Annotated in this window: 10 protein-coding genes; 4 read left to right on the forward strand and 6 right to left on the reverse strand. The window is 73.2% G+C overall.

The genetic code is table 11. The features are described from left to right. The first annotated feature begins 30 nt into the window (after positions 1 to 30). Both WME75_RS33680 and WME75_RS33685 read left to right on the forward strand, forming a co-directional pair. Positions 31 to 3,888, forward strand: coding sequence for a serine/threonine-protein kinase (locus WME75_RS33680; protein ID WP_437479425.1), 3,858 nt, complete (start codon positions 31 to 33; stop codon positions 3,886 to 3,888). A gap of 209 nt (positions 3,889 to 4,097) precedes the next feature. Next, positions 4,098 to 5,783 (forward strand): formylglycine-generating enzyme family protein, encoded by a 1,686-nt coding sequence (locus WME75_RS33685; protein ID WP_437479427.1) that lies wholly within the window; start codon positions 4,098 to 4,100, stop codon positions 5,781 to 5,783. Positions 5,784 to 5,930: 147 nt separating this feature from the next. Here the strand turns inward: WME75_RS33685 and WME75_RS33690 are convergent, their stop codons facing one another. Beyond that, on the reverse strand, positions 5,931 to 7,226 hold the full coding sequence (locus WME75_RS33690; RefSeq protein ID WP_437479429.1) for a hypothetical protein: 1,296 nt from the start codon (positions 7,224 to 7,226) through the stop codon (positions 5,931 to 5,933). Between the two features lie 308 nt (positions 7,227 to 7,534). Between WME75_RS33690 and WME75_RS33695 the strand changes: the two genes are divergently transcribed. Beyond that, complete coding sequence (locus WME75_RS33695; RefSeq protein WP_437479431.1) at positions 7,535 to 8,758, forward strand: hydroxymethylglutaryl-CoA synthase family protein; 1,224 nt, start codon at positions 7,535 to 7,537, stop codon at positions 8,756 to 8,758. A gap of 178 nt (positions 8,759 to 8,936) precedes the next feature. On the opposite strand, the gene WME75_RS33700 is transcribed toward WME75_RS33695, so the two are convergent. Further along, positions 8,937 to 9,359: a hypothetical protein gene (locus tag WME75_RS33700; protein WP_437479433.1), complete on the reverse strand. Its 423-nt coding sequence runs from the start codon at positions 9,357 to 9,359 to the stop codon at positions 8,937 to 8,939. Between the two features lie 502 nt (positions 9,360 to 9,861). Between WME75_RS33700 and WME75_RS33705 the strand changes: the two genes are divergently transcribed. Further along, complete coding sequence (locus WME75_RS33705; protein ID WP_437479435.1) at positions 9,862 to 13,530, forward strand: DNRLRE domain-containing protein; 3,669 nt, start codon at positions 9,862 to 9,864, stop codon at positions 13,528 to 13,530. 28 nt (positions 13,531 to 13,558) lie between these two features. On the opposite strand, the gene WME75_RS33710 is transcribed toward WME75_RS33705, so the two are convergent. From WME75_RS33710 to hydA, 4 genes are all read right to left on the reverse strand, one after another. Beyond that, complete coding sequence (locus tag WME75_RS33710; RefSeq protein ID WP_437479437.1) at positions 13,559 to 15,028, reverse strand: NCS1 family nucleobase:cation symporter-1; 1,470 nt, start codon at positions 15,026 to 15,028, stop codon at positions 13,559 to 13,561. 84 nt (positions 15,029 to 15,112) lie between these two features. Then, a complete protein-coding gene (preA, locus tag WME75_RS33715; RefSeq protein WP_437479438.1) occupies positions 15,113 to 16,501 on the reverse strand; it encodes an NAD-dependent dihydropyrimidine dehydrogenase subunit PreA in 1,389 nt (462 codons plus the stop codon). Positions 16,502 to 16,504: 3 nt separating this feature from the next. Beyond that, positions 16,505 to 17,908, reverse strand: coding sequence for an FAD-dependent oxidoreductase (locus WME75_RS33720; protein WP_437479440.1), 1,404 nt, complete (start codon positions 17,906 to 17,908; stop codon positions 16,505 to 16,507). A 30-nt stretch (positions 17,909 to 17,938) separates the two neighbouring features. Further along, positions 17,939 to 19,342, reverse strand: coding sequence for a dihydropyrimidinase (hydA, locus tag WME75_RS33725; protein WP_437479442.1), 1,404 nt, complete (start codon positions 19,340 to 19,342; stop codon positions 17,939 to 17,941). Positions 19,343 to 19,507: the final 165 nt, after the last annotated feature.

The following is a 19,507-nucleotide window of genomic DNA, read 5'->3' on the forward strand; positions in this document are numbered from 1 at the left end:
GAGGCCCCTCGCCGGGGTCCTCGGTGAGCGATGCAGGCAGGAGACATCATAGACGGCCGGTTCGCCATCGAGCACCTGGCCGCCTCCGGCGGGATGGGGGCCGTCTACCAGGGCCGCGATCAGGAGACCGGCGAGGCCGTCGCGATAAAGCTCCTGACCACCGAGGGCACCCAGCACCTCGGCCGCTTCACGCGCGAGGCGCAGGCGCTCGCGGCGGCCCGCGTCCCCGGCGTCGTGCAGTACGTCGCGCACGGCACCACCGCGTGGGGTCAGCCGTACCTCGCCATGCAATGGCTCGACGGCGAGACGCTCTCCGAGCGGCTCACCCGCCAGGGGCTCACCCTCGAGGAGACCCTGGAGCTCGGCCTGCACGTCGCGAGGACGCTCGGCGCCGTCCACAGGCTCGGCCTCGTCCACCGCGACCTGAAGCCGAGCAACCTGATCCTCGAAGGCGGCTCGCTCGAGCGCGTGAGCCTCATCGACTTCGGGCTCGCGCGCGCCGCCACCGACGAGCCGCTCACGGCCGCCGGCCTCGTCGTGGGCACGCCCGGGTACATGGCCCCGGAGCAGGCGCGCGGAGAGCTCAGCGCCGACGCCCGCGTCGACGTGTTCGCGCTCGGGTGCATCCTCTACCGCTGCCTGACTGGCCACCCCGCCTTCCAGGGGAACGCCGGGCTCGCCGTGCTGATGAAGGTCCTCCTCGAGGACCCACCCCGCGTGCGCGAGCTCCGGCCCGGCACCCCCGCGGCCCTCGACGACCTCGTCGCCCGCATGCTCGCGAAATCCCCGCAAGATCGGCCGGCCGACGGCGACGCCGTCGCGGCCGAGCTCGCCACGATCGACGGGCCCGAGAGCAGCGTCGGCGGGCCCCGCTCCTTCCCGCCGCGGGCCGTGGAGCTCACCACCGGCGAGCGGCGCGTGATGTGCCTCGTGATCACCCGCGAGCACCCCGCCGAGGGCGACGCGGCGGAGGAGCCGCGCCGGGCGCAGCTCTGGCAGCTGCACGACGTGGCCGAGCAGTACCGCGGGGAGCTCGAGCTCCTCGAGGGCCGCTCGCCGCTCATCGTGCTGTCGGGCGCAGGCACGCCGACCGATCTCGCGGCGCGGGCCGCCCGGTGCGCGCTCGCGCTGAAGGAGCTGCTCGCCGGCGCGCCCGTCGCCCTCGCCACCGGCCGGGCGGAGCTCTCGGCGCGCGTGCCCGTCGGCGAGCTCATCGACCGCGCCTTCCAGATGCTCGCCGGCGACGAAGGCCGCTTCCCCCTCGCGGGCGTCCGCATCGACGAGGTGACCGCGGCCCTCATCGGCGCCCGGTTCGACGTCACCGAGGACGCCGCCGGCCGCGTCCTCCACAGGGCGCGCGACGAGCGGACCGCGCAGCTGCTCGGCCGGCCGACCACGTACGTCGGCCGCGAGCGCGAGCTCGCGATGCTCGTGGCGGAGGTCGACCGCTGCATCGACGAGGGCGCCGCCGGCGCGGTGCTCGTGACCGCCGAGGCGGGCATGGGCAAATCGCGCCTGCGCCAGGAGCTCATCCGCAAGCTCCGCGAGCGGGGCGACCGGATCGAGGTCTGGATCGGCCAGGGCGACCCCATGGGCGCGGGCTCGGCCTTCGGCCTGCTCGCGAGCGCGCTCCGCCACGCCCTCGGCCTCGCCGACGGCGAGCCGCTCGAGGCGCGGCAGCGCAAGATCCGCCGCCGCGCGGCGCAGCACGCGGACCTCGACGCCGCCCGCGTCGCGCCCTTCCTCGGCGAGCTCGCCGGCGCGCCGTTCCCCGACGAGAACGACGTGCAGCTCCGGCTCGCGCGGCGCGACGCCGTGCTGATGGGCGACCAGCTCCGCCTCGCCTGGGAGGCCTTCCTCGGGGCGGCGTGCCGCACCGGGCCCGTGCTCCTCGTGCTCGAGGATCTGCAGTGGGGCGATCTCCCCACCGTCACGATGGTGGAAGGGGCGCTGCGCCAGCTCAAGGACATGCCGCTGCTCGTGCTGGCGCTGGGGCGGCCCGACGTGCGCCGGCTCTTCCCGAGGCTCTGGGAGGGCCGGCTCGCGCACGAGCTCCACCTGACGCCGCTCCCGCGCCGGGCGAGCGAGCGGCTCGTGCGCGAGGCGCTCGGCGCGCACGCGGGGCACGACCTCGTGGCGAGGCTCGTCGAGCGCGCGGACGGCAACGCGTTCTTCCTCGAGGAGCAGATCCGCGCCGCCGCGGAGGGCAAGAGCGAGGGCCAGCCCGAGACGGTGGTGGCCATGGTGCAGGCGCGGCTGGAGACGCTCGACGCCGAGGCGCGGCGGCTGCTCAGGGCGGCGAGCATCTTCGGCGAGACGTTCCGGTCGAGCGCCGTCGCGGCGCTCCTCGGGAGCATCGACATCGCGCCGCTCCTCTCGGAGCTGCTCCGGCGCGAGGTGATCGTGCGGCGGGGCGAGGGGCGGCAGCGGGACGGCGCCGAGTACTGCTTCCGCCACGCGCTCGTGCGCGAGGCCGCCTACGGCATGCTGACCGCGCGCGACCTGCGCATCGGCCACGCGCTCGCGGGCAGCTTCCTCGAGGCGGCCGGCGAGGGCGACCCGAGGGTCCTCGCCGAGCATTTCGAGCGCGGCGAGGAGCCCGAGAAGGCCGCCGAGTGGTACCTGCGCGCCGCCGACAAGGCGCTGCGCGGCAACGACCTCGCCGCGGCGATCGCGTGCGCCGAGCGCGGCATCGCCTGCGGGCCCGGTGAGGCCGCGATGGGCGCGCTCCGCCTCGTCGAGGCCGAGGCGCTGCTCTGGCGCGGGGAGGCCGCCCTCGCCGAGCAGCGCGGGATCGAGGCGACGCGACACCTCGCGCCCGGCTCCGTGGCGTGGTTCTCGGCGTTCACGCAGCTCGCCGGGGCGGGGCACAAGCAGCGCCACTACGAGCGCGTCGAGCGCTGGATGATGGTCGTCCTCGGCACCGCGCCGCTCGCCGGCGCGCTCATCGCGAGGAACGCCTGCCTGATCGAGGGGGCGATCGTGCTCCTGCTCGGCGGCCGCTACGCGTGCGTCGACGCGCTGATCGACGCGGTCGAGCAGGCGACGGAGGACGCGTCGGCCGCCGATCTCATGATCGAGGCGAAGCTGCTCTACCTGCACGGGCTGCTCCGGCAGCACAACGGCGATCCGAGCGCCTGCATCGCGAGCATGAGCGCGGCGCTCGCGGCGTTCGAGGACATCGGCGATCGCCGCGAGGCGTGCCGGGCGCGGCTCAACATGGGGCTCTGCTACGTGCAGTTCGGGTACTTCGAGGCGGCGGCGGAGGTCCTCCGCGCCGGGCTCGAGGAGGCGGAGCGGATGGCGCTCGACGACCGGGTGCCGAACGCGCTGCAGAACCTCGGCCTCGCGCTCGCCCACGCGGGCGAGGTCGACGCCGCCAAGGCGGCCCTGCGGAGCTCGATCGAGGCGCTGGAGCGCCGCGGCGACCGGCGCCGGGAGTGCGAGAGCCGGCTCCAGCTCGCGCGCGTCCTGCTGCTCGCGGGCGAGCCCGCGCTCGCCGAGGTGGAGTCGCAGGCGGCCGAGGCGCTCGCGCGGGCGGTGCCGGAGCGGCTCCCCGCGGCCATCGCGGCGCGCGCGCGCGCGCTGCTCGAGCTCGGGCGCGCCGGCGAGGCGCTCGCGGCCACGACGGAGGCGCTGTCGCTGCTCGAGTCCGGCCGCCGCGACGAGGAGGGCTTTCTGGTGCGCCTGGTCCACGCCGAGGCGCTGGCGGCGGCGGGCCAGCGGGCCGAGGCCAAGGGCGCCATCGCCCTGGCCCGCAATGGGCTGCTCGTGCGGGCCGGGAGGATCAGCGATCCGGCCTGGCGCGAGCGCTTCCTGAGCGATGTCCCCGACCACGCGCGGATCCTCGCGCTCGCGCACGACTGGCTCGACGAGGCGGCTCGCTGACGCGCCTGCGCGCCTGCGCGTCTGCGCGTCTGCGCGTCAGCGAGCCTGCGCAACGAGACCGGCACGACGCGCCGGGGAGCACGTATTCGTCGGCGGTGGTCTCCGCCCGACGGCGGGTGGAATCCTTTTCTCACGCTGGACAGCCGACATCGCAGGTAAGCTGAGCGCCTTTCCTCTGATCTCGTGATTGAACGTAGGGAGGCCGCTCCATGATCCGGTCGTCTGTCATTCTGATTCCTCTCGCAGCCATCGCCGTGGCCCTCTCGTGCAGCAGCGAGGATAAGCGCCGCCCTCCGACGTCGGGGAACCTGCCCACCGGCAGCCCCACGACCGGCGCCGGCGGGGACGGCGGTGGGCAAGGCGGCACCGGCGGGCAGGGCGGCGACGGCGGCGGCACCGGCGGACAGGGCGGCGATGGCGGCGGCGGACAGGGCGGCGGCGGCGCCGGCGGACAGGGCGGCGGCGGCGCCGGTGGACAGGGCGGCGGCGGCGCCGGCGGACAGGGCGGCGGCGCCGGCGGGGGCGGTGGTGAGCCCTTGGCAAGCTGTACCAACGGCGTGAAGGACAGCGGCGAGTCCGACCTCGATTGCGGCGGCTCCTGCCCTCCCTGCCTCGACGGCCAGGCGTGCGCTGGGCCCACGGACTGCGTCTCACGGCGCTGCGAGGAGGACGCCGGCGCTGGCGGCAGCGCCGGGAGCGGGGGTAGCGGCGGCAGCGCCGGGACCACGTGCGCGGCGGCGCAGTGCGATAACGGCGTGATCGACGGCGACGAGACCGACACCGACTGCGGCCGCGGCGCCTCACCGCGCGGCGGCAACCCGGCGTGCCCGCCGTGCGCGGACCTCCAGGACTGCGCGGTGGGCTCGGATTGCGAGTCGCTGAGCTGCGTGGCCGGCAGGTGCCTGCCGCCGACCTGCAGCGACGGGGTGAAGAACGGCAACGAGACCGGCACCGACTGCGGCGACCTCTGCGCCGGCTGCGCGGCCGGCGAGGCGTGCTCCAACCCGACCGACTGCAGCGACCTCGTCTGCACCGAGCAGGTCTGCCTGTCGGCGAACTGCAGCGATGGGGTGAAGAACGGCAAAGAGACCGACATCGACTGCGGCGGGACGGTGTGCAGGACCCGGTGCCCTGCGGGGCAGGGGTGCACCGCCAGCACCGACTGCGCGACGTCGCTCTGCAACGGCACGACCCGTACCTGCGCCTGCCCTCAGGGGATGGTGATCGCGCCCGTGGCGGGCGGCGGGAGCTACTGCATCGATCAGTACGAGGTGACGAAGCAGGAGTACGACGTCTTCATGCAGGCGAGCCCCCCGGTGCCCCCCGGCCTGCCGGCCGAGTGCGCCGGGAACATCTACCAGCCCTCGAACGGGTGGCCCTACACCGAGGGGAGAACGCCCATCAACTACGTCGACTGGTGCGACGCGTACGTGTACTGCGCTTACAGGGGCAAGCACCTCTGCGGCAGGATCGGCGGTGGAGCGAGCTCGCCCGCCGAGCTCGCGAACGCCGAGCAGAACGAGTGGTACAACGCGTGCTCCGGCCAGGGAGTGAACGAATATCCCTACGGCCACGTGTATGAGTCGAAGTGCAAGGTCGACGATCCGACCGGCAATTTCGCACTGAAGTCCGTGGCTCCCAACCCGATCCCGCCGATCTCGACGTGCGAGGGAGGCGCCAAGGGCCTCTATCACATGAGCGGCAACGCGGCCGAGTGGGAGAACTCCTGCGACACGGAGGGTAACTGCCTTGTCCGCGGCGGCTCGCGGGCCTCCGTGCGGGACGCAGAGGAGATCGAGAACGGGTCGTTCAAGGCGGCCAGGTGCGATGCGAGCCTGTCCGCTCCCCGGCGCGACAACACCGATCCGAACATCAGCTTCCGGTGCTGTCTCTGATCGTTCGCGCCTGAAGGCACGCAGGGCAGCGCGCCGGGCGATCGCCCGGGCGCTGCGCCTGCGCCGGGCGCTCGGGGCGCTCGCCGCGCCCCGCGCCCGGATCGCGCGGCGGCGGCGCTCGCCGGCGCCGCCGACCGGCCGCGGAGCTCAATCCGCCGCTTCGGGGTCGCAGCCGTAGAGGACGTCGATCTCCGCCCCGGCGTCGGCCTGGACCGCCTGGCACGCGTCGGGGCAGAGCTTGATCATGTCGTCCTCGATGAAGAAGGAGCCCGCCGCGCACGCCTCTGCGCTCGGCACCTGAGCGAACGACTGCGGCTCGCTCCCGTCGCCGGGCGTGTACTGGACGACCACGGTCGAGAGATCGATGACCTCCCCGACCGGCGGGTCCGGCACGGCGAACTCGCACTCGACCACCGCGCCGGTGATGACGCCCTCCGCGATCGCCCGGAACACCACGTCATAGGAGCTCGTCTGGCAGAGCGGGAACCTGAGGCCGCCGGTCCTCCTGCTGAGCGTCTGGTAGCCCGTGCCGGGCGCGACGGCGGTGCCGCACGTCTCCTCGACCACGTCGCTGTCGGGCCCGTAAGCGTCGGTGGCGGGCGTGTTCTCGAGGAGCCCGACGATGCTATGGAAGACGTAATTGGGCGCGGTGACGTCGCCGAAGACCGCCGGATCCAGGCCGAACAGCAGCTCCTCGAAGTCGGCGGCGACCTCGTCGGGGGGCTGCCTCGTGTCGTCGATATAGATGTTGCGCGGGAGGTGCGTCGACTGGCAGCCCACGTGATCGTCGGTGATCACCGTGATCACCTTGAGCGAGTCCTCGCGCACCCACTCGGACCACCCGGACGGCGCGACGCCGTGCTGGTCGGGCATGACGCCGTTGTAGCTGCCGAGGAGGACGCAGAGCGCGTCGTTGCTCCTGATCTCGTGGCTGTAATGGTAGAAGACGGGCGGGTTGTTCCCGGGCGCCGCCGGGACCGGTTCGCAGCTCGCCGCGCTGAGCGGGGCGCCGATACAGATCGAGTCGTCGACCCCCGCGGTGCCGTGCGCGGAGATCATGATGACACGGTAGTCGATGCCGCTCGCGCCGATGATCGCGGCGAAGCTCTCGTTGATGTTGTTCTGTACGCTGATGATCTCGTTCGCCATGCTGGGCGAGTTGTCGATGACGAACACGATGTCGACCGGCCGCTTCGTGAGCGTGGCCTCGGCGACCGTGGCGACGCACGCCGTGTCCGGCGTGACCGGGGGGGCGCCTCCCGTGTTCTGCCCCGAGCCCGCGCCGATGTCGTCGCCGCCCTCGCCGCCGCCGCCGGCGGTGCCCCCGCCGCCCCCGCCGCCGCCGCCCGCTCCACCGCTCCCACCGCCGCTCCCTCCGGCCGCCGCGCCTGCGTCGCCTTCCGCTCCGGAGCTACAGGAGCATCCCGCGGCGCCGGTCATCATCAGAGCACCCAACCCAAGAAGCGGAACCAACATCGTAGACCGGGAGAGCTTCACATGAACCTCGACCGCAAGGGCGCAAGAACGCGCCATTACAGATTGCACAGTTGCAACGAGATGTGGTGATGAATTTGACCCGAACGCGATTTTTTCTCGCTGGCTGCTCCGCATGACATCGGCCGAGTGAGGGTCGTTGTGCGCGGTTCTCGGCGCCGCGGCGCGGTGGCGCCGGGTGGCGCCGCGCGCCCGGCTCCTCCGAGCTTCCGCGCGGGCTCGATGGTCTCTGCACAATGCTCCCCTAGGATGCAGGCATGAGCCTACGTCATGACTTTCCTCCCATCGGCATCGATGCGATCGCCCTCGCCGTCCCCCGCCGCTACGTCGAGCTCAGCGAGCTCGCCGAGGCCCGGGGCATCGCGCCGTCCAAGTACCTGACGGGCCTGGGCACCCGCCGGATGGCGATCGCGGCGCCCGAGGAGGATCCGATCACCCTCGGGGCCAACGCGGCCCGCCGCCTGTTCCAGCGCTCGGGCGCGAGCCCGGCGGACATCGGGCTCTGCGTCGTGGGCACCGAGACCGCCGTGGACCACGCGAAGCCGGCGGCCTCCTTCCTCCACGGCCTGCTCGGGCTGCCGAGCGCGTGCCGGGTCTTCGAGGCCAAGCACGCCTGCTTCGGGGGCACCGCCGGCCTGCTCAACGCGGTGGACTGGATCGCGTCCGGCTCGGCCCGCGGCCGCGCCGCCCTCGTCGTCTGCTCGGACGTGGCCCGCTACGCGCTCGGCTCGGCGGGCGAGCCGACCCAGGGCGCCGGCGCGGTGGCGCTGCTCGTGCGCGAGCGCCCGCGTCTCCTCGAGATCGAGGTCGGCCAGACCGGCACCTACGCGCGCGACGTCTACGATTTCTGGCGGCCGCTCCACCACAAGGAGGCGCTCGTCGACGGCCATTTCTCGGTGCAGTGCTACCTCGACGCCCTCGCCGGGGCCTACGGCGAGTGGCGCCGCCTGGCGGGCGACGGCGAGCCGCTCGCGCGCACCTGCTACCACGTCCCCTACGGCAAGATGGCCCGCAAGGCCCACCGCCACCGGCGGACGATCGACGGCCTGACCGAGCAGGCCGCCGACGAGAGCTTCGCCGTCGAGGTGGAGCCCTCGCTCGACCTGCCGGCGCGCATCGGCAACATCTACACGGGCTCGCTGTACCTCGCGCTCGCGTCCCTGCTCAACGCCGAGGCGCGCGTCCTGGAGGGGCGGCGCATCGGGCTGTTCAGCTACGGGTCGGGCTGCTGCGCCGAGTTCTTCGCGGGCAGGGTCCGGCCGGAGGCCGCGGCGCTCGTCGCCGACCTCGCGATCGACGCCCCGCTCGACGGGTGTCGCCACGCCTCCGTCGCCGAGTACGAGGCGCTGCGCCAGAGCGACGAGGCCGCCGACCGGCGACCGGCGCCGGAGGGCGCCGAGCGCGGGGGCGCGAGCCTGAACCGCCGGGCCGTGTACCTGGGGCTCGACTCGAGCGAGCGGCGCATCTACGCGAACGAGTGAGCGCCGCGCGAGTAAGACGAGTAAGCAGCGAGGGGGTGGCCCGATTTGCCCCGGCGTGATTCACATGAAGGCGGGAAGATCGTGGATCTTTTGTTCGCGCCCTCCCGCCTTCATGTTCCGATCCGGCCACCCCTGAAGCCAGCGCCGGACGCGCCGGCGCGCCGGTGCAGCGGGCGGCTCAGCCGTCCGGCAGGTCCGAGACCTTCACGGTGAAGAGCTCCGCCCCGCCGGCCGCCGCGACGACGACCCGCAGCGTGCCGGAGGGGGCCGCTCTCTTCAGCTCCGCGGCGACCGCCCGCGTGACGGGCGACAGCGGGGCGATGATCTCGGCCAGCGCCGAGCGCGCCATCACGCCGGCCAGGACCGGCGCGCGTACGCCCGAGGCCAGGGCCGAGCGGAGCGTGCGCTCGGGCTCGAGATCCGGGTCGCGCTCCTGCAGGCCGATCGCGATGAGATAGCCTGTCGGCTCGCGCAAGGAGAGGAGATACCCGGAGAGCGACGCGGTGGCGCCGCCGCGCGGCGGCAGGCTCCGCAGCAAGCGCCCGAGCTCCGGACGGTGGTCGTCGAGCAGCTCGGCGCGCTCGTCGTGATCAGACGACATGCTCGGCCTGCCCTTTCTTCGCGAGGGCGCGCGTCGTGAGACCGCGATTCAGCCGGATTTCCGTCGGTGCGTGTTTCGTGACCATATGCCTCCAGCGAGGGCACCTGCCCTCTCTGTTGTTTGTTCCGGTCACTCCGCCGCGCGTGTCATGGAATCGGTCGCAGCGCTGCGAAGCTCGCGATCCGGCACCAGGGGTCCGCGCCGCCCCGGAGCGAGGCCCCTGCCCGTGCCCCGCCCGTCGCGCGGCCCCCGCCCGTCGCGCGGCCCTCGCCCGTCGCGCGGCCGGTCCATGGCCGGCCAGCGGCCAGGAGCGAGCGGCGAAGGAGTCATCGCGTCGGCGTGGCGCGGTCGGGCGCGTGAGACGCCGGCGGCGCTGCGCATCCCGGGTCGGGGGCGCGATCCTTGCGAGCATGCGCCGCGAGCTCGCTGCCCTTCCGCACGAAACGCTCCGGCGCCCGGTGCGCGCGCGCGAGGGAGCGCCAGCCAGATGGAGAACCAGCCCATGGGATATCGAATGGGGAGGATTGAACAGGTGATGGCGGCAGCCGCCATGGTGGGGGGATGCGCCTCCACGGAGGCGTCGCGAGACCCCTCCTCGTCGGTCGACGGCGCGGCGGCAGCGCCCGCGGCGCCGGAAGCCGCAGCGGCGCCCGCGCACCTGCGGGCGGCGTATATCGCTGCCGTGCAGTCGAGCGCGCCCGAGACCTACCGGGTCCGCGAGGTGTCTCTGGGCGGGAAGGAGCCCGGGCTGCGCGCGCCGAACCCGGCGCACCGGCTCACGGCCGATTTCAGCGCGTCGGGCGTGCGGATCGCGCCGGACGACGGCGAGGGGCGGTGGAGCTTCTCGATGGCCCCCGCCCGGTACGGGTGCCCGGGCGATCTGCGCGAGGTGCCGAGCGCGGCGCCGAGCGCCGCGAACAACCGCGTGGAGCTCCGCCGGCAGGGCGCATCGCCGGGCGAGGCGCTCGTGGAGTGGTACGTGAACGGACCGCTCGGGCTGGAGCAGGGCTTCACCGTGCCCGCGGCGCCGCCCTGCCGCGCGCCCGGGGACCAGGACCTCGTGATCGAGCTCGCCCTGGGCGGTGAGCTCCACGCGACGCCGCTCGGCGGGGGCGAGGGGGTCGCGCTGCGCGACGCCTCGGGCGCGGTGGCGCTCCGGTACACGGACCTCCACGCCAGCGACGCCGCGGGGCGGGCGCTGCCCGCGTGGATGGAGCTCGGCGTCGACGAGCGCACGCTGTCGCTGCGCGTGGACACCGCCGGGGCCGCGTACCCGGTGACGGTGGATCCGCTCGCCGCCTCGGAGCGGACGGCGCTCATCGCGGTCGACGGATCGAGCCAGGTCCACCTGGGCGGCGAGGCGATCGCCATGTCCGGCGACACCGCGGTCGTCGGGGCGCCCGGGAGCGCCGCGTACGTGTTCGTGAAGAGCGGCGGCGCCTGGGCGCAGCAGGCCAGGCTCGTCCCGAGCGACGGGGGCGAGGGCTACAGCACCTTCGGGCGCTCCGTCGCGGTCTCCGCGGACACGGTCGTGGTCGGGGCGCCCAGGGACCCCTGGGACGCCGGCGGCGTGAGCGCCGCCTACGTCTTCGTGCGAAGCGGGGGCGCGTGGTCCGAGCAGGCCAAGCTCGTCGCGAGCGGCGGGGTGTCGGACCGCATCGGCGCGGCCGTCGCGGTCGACGGCGACCGGGCCGTCCTGTCCGCCGCGAGCTCGGTCCACGTGTTCACGCGGAGCGGCGGCGCCTGGAACGAGGAGATCGAGCTCACCACCCCGGCCGGGGAGAACACCTGGACAACCCCGCCCGTCGCGATCGCGGGCAGCACGGTGGTCGTTGGCGCGCCGGGGAACGCGTGGTGGCAGGAGGAAGACGGCGTGGGCTCCGCGTTCGTGTTCGACGCGAGCGACTGGGGCGACGTGCGCAAGCTCACGGCGCAACCGACGGAGGGGCCGTACGATCGGTTCGGCAGCTCGGTCGCCATCTCGGGCTCGCGCATCCTCGTGGGCGCGCCGGGCGTCGTCATCCCGACGATGCCCTGGTACAAGCACGGGCGCGGCATGGCCTACGTGTTCGACCGCGTGGGCAGCGGCTGGAGCCAGGATTCCAGGCTGATCGGGACCGACGGCGCGACCGGCGACGGCCTGGGAGGGGCGGTGGCGATCTCCGGCGACGTGGCGGTCGCCGGCGCGATCCAGGCCGATCGCTTCGGCCAGCCGGACGCGGGGGCTGCGTACGTCTTCTCGCCGGCGTCCGGCGAGTGGATCGAGACCGAGCAGGCCAAGCTCACCGGCAGCGGCCCGACCTTCGGCGGCTTCGGCAAAGCGGTCGCCGTGTCGGGGAGCTCGGTCCTCGTGGGCTCACCCGCCTACGCGTTCGAGATGGCGCAGGACGGCGACGGGGACGGGGTGGTCGACGCGCAGGACAACTGCCCTGCCGCCGCGAACCCCTCGCAGGTGGACGGCGACGCCGACGGCCTCGGCGACGCGTGCGACCCGCAGTGCGTGACCTTCCGGCGCGGCCTGGACGGCGGGGTGGCCGACGCGACGATCTGGCAGGTATCGCCTTCCTGGAACGACGGCGCGAGCACCACGCTCACGACGGGCACCGGCACGGGCGGCGTCCGGCGGAGCCTCCTCCGGTTCGACCTCGCGGGCGTCCCGGCGAGCGCGGAGATCGCCTCGGCGACGCTGTCGCTCTACCAGACCTACAAGGTCGAGAGCAGCGCCGTGCGCGTCCACCGGGCCACCGCCCCCTGGTCGGAGTCGACCGTCACGTGGAGCAGCTTCGGCGCCGGCGGCCACTTCGATCCGGCGATCGAGGCCTCCTTCGTCACCGGCGGGACCGGCGGCACCACCGGCTTCCGCACCGTCGACGTGACCGCGCTCGCGCAGGCCTGGGTGAGCGGCGCGGCCGACAACCACGGCGTGCTGCTCGAGGAGGCCGCGGTCACCCGGAGCACCCTGCGGAGCAGCGAGAGCGGCAGCGCCGCCGAGCGGCCGGCGCTCACGGTCTGCTACCACGACACCTGCGAGGACGGGATCCGGAACGGCGCCGAGTCCGCCGTGGACTGCGGGGGTCCGAGCTGCGCGCCGTGCGCCCCCGGCGCCCTCCTCTGGAGCAGGCTCTTCGAGAACGGCTGGGGCGAGGGGATGCGCGCGTACACCGTCACGGTCGGCAGCGGGGACAGCGTGATCTTCGGCGGCTACGCCTATGGTCCGATCGACTTCGCCGGGCAGGGCAACCCGACGTCCGTCGACCTGTACACGAGCGGGTTCCTCGCGAAGCTCGACGCCGCCGGGAGCTACGTGTGGGACAGGCGCCCGGCCGGCATCAGCGCCTACCTGAGCGTCGCAGAGTCCGGGTCCGGCGAGCTGCTCGCGGGCGCGGATTTCGAGCTGCGGAGGTTCACCGCGTCAGGCAATCTCGTCGCGCAGCTCGACGGCCTCGAACACATCGAGGTCGCCCGGGCCGGCTCGGGCGCCGCGCTCGCGGCGGTCATCCGGGACACGGTGGATCTCGGCACCGGCACGCTCGGCGGCGGGCCGGGCAGCGAGCTGCTGATCGCGCGGCTCGACGGGGCGGGCGCGCCGATCTGGGCCAAGACCTTCCCGACGGCCCCGTACCAGAGCGGCCCCCGGAGCGTCGCCGTGGACGGCGCCGGCAACGTCATCGTGCTCGGCAGTTACGCCGGCATCCTCGACCTCGGCGGCGGGCCGCTCACGAGCTCGCCGGCGGAGGACGGCATGTACCTGGCGAAGTTCGATGCGGCCGGCCAGCACGTGTGGAGCCAGATCGTCTCCGGCACGCCGCAGGCGGCCGAGGTCGCCGTGGCCCCCTCCGGCGACCTTGTCGTCGCCTTCGGCGGCGCCGTGACGAGGTTCTCCGCCTCGGGCGCGCCTCTGTGGAGCGTCGACACGACCGGCCTCGGCCCGGAAGGCGTCTTTTACAACCTCCATGCTGTCGCCGTCGACGGGGCCGGCAATGCGATCATCAACCCGAACGGCGCGATCGCGAAGCTCTCGCCCTCGGGCGACGTGCTGTGGTCGGTCGACCCGATCGACGAGATGAGCAACGGCGGGATCCTCGATGTGGCCGTGGACAGCGCCGGCAACGTGATCGGCGCCGGCACGTACGACAACGGGGACGCGTTCGTCGTGAAGCTCGCCCCGTGACCCGAGCGCGCGCGGCGCCCCTCCCGCCTCAGCGCGCCGGCGACGCCCGCCGCGCCGCGGCGGGCTCCGCGCGGCCGGCCAGCGAGAACAGCAGGTAGAGCCCTCCCGAGACGAAGAACCCCACGAACCACGCATACGTGTAGATCGACCGCATCACCTCCGGGACGGCGTCCTTCATCGACGGGATCGCCTCGGCCAGGAAGCCGGGCAGGTTGATGAGCACGCCGATCGCGAGGGCCGCCATCGCCCGCCAGTTCACCCCGCCCTGGTACTCGTAGGCTCCGCCGCGCCGGTACAGGTCGTCCACGTCGAGCTGCGTCTTCCGGAGCAGGAAGTAATCGGCGATGAGGATCCCGCCGATCGGGCCGAGGAGCGCGGAGTAGCCGACGAGCCACGTGAAGATGTACCCCTTCGACGACTCGATGAGCTTCCACGGCAGGATCACCGCGCCGAGGACGGCCGTGATCACGCCGCCCGCCCTCGCCGAGATGCGGTGGGGCGAGAGGTTGGAGAAGTCGTTGGCCGGCGAGACGACGTTGGCGGCCAGGTTCGTCGACAGCGTGGCGACCGACAGGCCCACCATCGCGAGGACCGTGATGAACGGACCGCCGATCCGGGCCATCAGCTTCACCGGATCCCAGAGGAGCTCCCCGAAGATCACCGGCGTGGCCGAGGTGACCGCGACCCCGATGAACGAGAACAGCACCATGGTCGCCGGCAGGCCGAGCGCCTGGCCGATCGCCTGATCGCGCTGGCTGCGCGCGAACCGCGTGAAGTCCGGGATGTTCAGCGAGAGCGTGGCCCAGAACCCGACCATCGCGGTGAGGCTCGGCGCGAACACGCTGAGGAGCTGCCCCTCGGGGATCTTCGATGGCTGCGACAGCATCGGGCCGAACCCACCCGCGCTGGCGTACGCCCAGCCGAGCAGCACGAGGCCCATCACGATGAGGAACGGCGCCGCCCACGCCTCGAGGAACTTGATCGACTCCGTCCCCTTCAGGATGAAATGGAGGTTGATCGCCCAGAAGACGGCGAAGCCGAGGAGCTCGCCGGGGTGGATGCCGATCACCCCCTTGAACGCCGCCGAGGTGAGCGGCGCCTCCACCGAGGGCAGGAGCGCGACGAGGAGCTGCCAGAGCGCCTGCCCGCCGAGCCACGTCTGGATGCCGAACCACCCGCAGGCGACCAGCGCGCGCAGCACCGCCGGCACGTTCGCGCCCGTCACGCCGAACGACGCGCGGGCGAACACCGGAAACGGGATGCCGTACCGGGTGCCCGCGTGGGCGTTCAGGATCATCGGGAGCAGCACGATGACGTTGCCGAGCGCCACGCACGCGAGCGCCTGCCGCCAGCTCATCCCCTGATCGATGAGCCCCGAGGCCATCGTGTACGTGGGGATGCAGACGGCCATCCCGACCCAGAGCGCCGCGAAATGCCCGAGCTTCCAGGTGCGCGCCGCCTCCGGGGTGGGCGCGAGATCTTCGTTCGTCAGCGACATCGATGCTCCTCCCTGCCAACTCCGCCGGCGCGTGCGCGTTCGCGATCGTCGCGGGCTCCAGGCCGGCGGGTCAGGAGCCCGGGATCATGAGCTCCGCGCGCGGGCGGTGGCTTCCAGCCCGCCAGGCACGAAGTCTGTCCCCTTCTGGACACGGTCGTTCCACGTCTCAGGCGGCCTGCCTGAAGGCACCTCCCTCATCGTGATGCACCCGGAGACCGGGCACACAAGCGCGCACAGGTTGCAGCCGATGCACTCTTCTTCGTCCACGAACGGGACGCGCGACGGCGCGGCGACCCCGCTCGGGTTCGCCGTCACGGCGCGATCCGGGATCACCTTCGGGAGGTGGGTGTGGCCCGCCGCGCGCGCCTCTGCCTCCGTCCTCCCCGGCAGGTGGATGCACTGGTGCGCCCCGTCCATGCAGGCCACGTAACAGAGCTGGCACCCGATGCACTTCTCGGCGCTGATGTCCGCGACCACGCGGTACGAGAGGTCGAGATCGCCCCACTCCTGCACCTGCGGGACCGCCCTGCCCCGGAGCTCGCTCACCGAGCGCATCCCGTGCTCGTCGAGCCAGTCGCCGAGCCCCTCGATCATCTCCTCGACGATGCGGTAGCCGTGGTGCATCACCGCGGTGCAGACCTGCACGCTCGTCGCGCCGAGCGCGATGAACTCCGCCGCGTCGCGGGCGCTCGAGATGCCGCCGATGCCCGAGATGGGCAGCCGGCCGATCTCGGGGTGGCGCGCGAGCTGGCTCATGAGGTGGAGCGCGATCGGCTTGACCGCGGGCCCGCAGTAGCCGCCGTTGGTCGACGCCCCGCCGACCCGCGGCAGCGGGACCATCCGCTCCAGATCGACGCCCATCAGCGACTTGATCGTGTTGATCAGCGAGACGCCGTGCGCCCCCGAGCGGAGCACCGCCTCGCCCGGCTCGACGATGTCGCCGACGTTGGGCGTGAGCTTCACGATGACCGGCGTCGTCGCGAACTCGACGGCCCACCGCGCGATCTCCTCCAGGACCGCCGGCTCGTTGCCGACGGCCGAGCCCATGCCGCGCTCGCACATCCCGTGCGGGCAGCCGAAGTTGAGCTCGAGCCCGTCGGCGCCCGTGTCCTCGGCCTTGCGGATGATCTCGCGCCACTCGTCCTTCGTCTCGACCATGAGCGAGGCGATGAGCGCGTGGCCCGGATAGCGCCGCTTGACCTCGCGCATCTCCCGGAGGTTCACGTCGAGCGGGCGGTCGGTGATGAGCTCGACGTTGTTGAGCCCCATGAGCCGCATGGTGCCGTAATCGATGCCTCCGAAGCGGCTCGACACGTTGACAATCGGGTTTCCGAGCGTTTTCCAGACGGCGCCGCCCCAGCCGGCGTCGAAGGCGCGCCGGACCTGATCGCCGGTGTTCGTCGGCGGCGCCGAGGCGAGCCAGAACGGGTTCGGGCTCTTGATCCCGGCGAAGTCGATAGAGAGGTCGGCCATCGCTCAGCTCCCTTGCGGTGCGGTCCCGGGCGTCGCGTCGCCCGGCCGCGTCATCATCGCTTCGTGCATCGCGCGCGCGGCGATCTTCGCCTCGGCGACCGCGTTGACGACCTCTTTGCCGCCGTTCACGCAGTCGCCGCCGCTGTAGACCTTCGGGTTGCCCGTGCGGTGCGTCGCCGGGTCGACCACCACGCGCCCCCGCGCGTCGAGCGCCACGCCCTCGAACGCGAGCGCCATCCGCGTCGCCCGGCTCTGCCCGATCGCGACCGCGACGAGGTCGGCCGGCACGAGCTCCTCGTCGACCGGCGCCGGCGCGGGGCCCTGCGCCGCCGGCCGCGCGTCCGCGGGCGCGACCCGCAGCGCGACGACCCGCCCGCCCTCGCGCACCACCTCGACCGGCACCCGGTTCTCGACGAGCCGCGCGCCGGCGATCCGCGCGCCCTCGAGCTCGTGCGCGTAGCCCGACATCTCGGCCTCGGAGCGGCGGTACACGATCGCCACGTCGACCCCGAGCAGCGCGAGCTCGTGCGCGACGTCGAGCGCCGTGTTGCCGCCGCCGACGACGGCCGCGCGCCGCACGCCCGCGAGATCGAGGCGCGGATCGGCCTTGAGCCGCTCGATGAACGCGGTCGCGCCCACCACGCCCTCGCCGTCCTCCCCGGGGATGCCGAGGCGCGCGTCGGCGCCGAGGCCGAGCCCCAGGAAGACCGCGTCGTGCTCGGCGAGCAGGTCGCGCGCCGAGACCTCCCCCGGCGCGGTCGCCCGCTCGACCACCGAGACGCCGGTGCGGAGCTCGATGTCCCCGAGCGACAGCACCCAGGAGAGCTCGCGGAGCGCCTCGTCCCCCTTCATCTTGTAGGGCGCGATCCCGAGCGTGTTCAGGCCGCCGGGGATCGACCGCTGCTCGAAGATCACGGCGCGGTGCCCCTCGAGGGCGAGGTAGCCCGCCGCGGCGATCGACGCGGGCCCCGCGCCGACGAGCGCGACGCTCCGGCCCGTGGGCGGCTTCGCCCGGAAGAGCCGCGGATCGCGCGCGAGCGCCGACTCGACGGCGTGGCGCTGGAGGCGGCCGATCGCGATCGGCTCGCGCCCCCACGCCTTGTAGACGCAGTCGCCCGCGCAGAGCACCTCCACGGGGCACGCCTGCCCGCACGACTGGCCGAGCAGGTTGGCCGTGAGGATGGTGCGGGCGGCGCCCTTCACCTGGCCCGTCGCGATCTTCCGGATGAAGCTCGGGATATCGATGGAGGTCGGGCACGCCTTCACGCAGGGCGCGTCGACGCAGTAGAGACACCGGTTCGCCTCGGCGATCGCCTCGGACTCGGTGTAGCGCGGGCTCTTGTCCTCGAATCGCTCTTCGATCCGGCCGGACGGGAGGGCTGAGAGGCGGGTCGGGGCTCGGGTCATGCTCGTGCTCGTGCGCTCCTGCGGTTTCGACTACGCGGCCCGGGAGCCCTGGGTCGGGCTGAGCCGGCGCGGCAGGTAGCGCCCGGCGCCGCGCTCCACGTCGAGCTTGCCGTCCGAGCACTGCACCCGGCCGTTCACGACGACGTGCGTCGGCCTCCCCTTCACCTCGAAGCCCTCGAAGATGCTCCGGTCGCACCGGTGATGGTGGGTCTTGGCGGAGATCGTGCTCGTCCCCTTCGGGTCGAACACCACGAGATCCGCGTCGCCGCCCGGCACGATCGAGCCCTTGCGCGGGTACAGCCCGAAGATCTTGGCCGGCTGCGTGGAGAAGAGATCGACGAAGCGGTGGACGTCGATCCGCCCCGCGAGCACCCCGTAGGTCCAGAGCAGCGCCAGCCGGTGCTCGATGCCGGCGGCGCCGTTCGGGATCCGCGAGAAATCGTCCTTGCCCATGTCCTTCTGGCCGACCTGGTTGAAGGGACAGTGATCGGTCGCCACGGTCTGGATGAGCCCCGTCGACAGCGCGGCCCACAGCGCGTCCTGGTGGCCCTTCGGCCGGATCGGCGGGCTCATCACGTAGGCCGCGCCCTCGAAGCCGGGCTTGTCGTAGACCGAGTCGTCGAGCAGGAGGTACTGAGGGCACGTCTCGGCCATGACCACCTGACCGCGGCCCCGCGCCTCGGCGACCGCGGCGAGCGCCTCCTTGCAGGTGAGGTGCACGATGTAGATCGGCTCGCCGAGCACCCGGGCGAGCATGATCGCGCGCCCCGTCGCCTCCCCCTCGATCGGCGGGGGCCGGCTCTCGGCGTGGTGCCGCGGGTGGGTCTTGCCCTGCTTCAGCAGCTTCTTCTGGAGCGCCACGACCGCGTCGCCGTGCTCGGCGTGGACGGTCACGAGCGCGCCGAGGCCCTTGGCGGCCTCCATCACCTGGATGAGCTCCGGGTCGTCGACGCCGATGGCCCCGCGGTAGGCCATGAAGGTCTTGAACGACGGGATGCCGTGCTCGCGCGTGCAGGCGGCCATCTCCTTCAGGGTGTCGTCGCCGAACCAGGTGACGGCCATGTGAAAGGCGTAATCGGACACCGCCTTCTTCGCCTTCTCGTTCCACATCGCGAGCCCGTCGAGCAGCGGCTGACCGCGGCTCGGGATCACGAAATCGATGATCGACGTCGTGCCCCCGGCCACGCCCGCCGCGGTGCCTGTCTCGAAGTCGTCCGAGCTCTCCGTCCCCATGAACGGCAGCTCCATGTGCACGTGGGCGTCGACCCCGCCCGGGAAGACGAGCTGCCCCGAGGCGTCGATCACCGTGTCTCCCGCGCGCTCCTTCGCGAGCCCCGCGCCGACGGCCGCGATCTTCCCGTCCTCGCAGTAGACGTCGCCGATGAACCGGTCGCTCGCTGTGATGATCTCGCCGTTCTTGATCAGGATGCCCATGTTGCTCCTCCGCGGGTGCGCGCCGGGCGGCGGGTCCCCTCCGGGGGACGGCGCCGCCATGGCGAGGGAAACGCCGGGGGAGAGTGCCGGCCGCGACCAGCGCCCCGGCGCTGCTGGTGCCTTCGCGGTGGACGTCGCATGGCTCGGCCAGCGCCGCCGTCCTCA

It is taken from the genome of Sorangium sp. So ce1014, assembly GCF_051521505.1.
GTDB lineage: Bacteria > Myxococcota_A > Polyangia > Polyangiales > Polyangiaceae > Sorangium.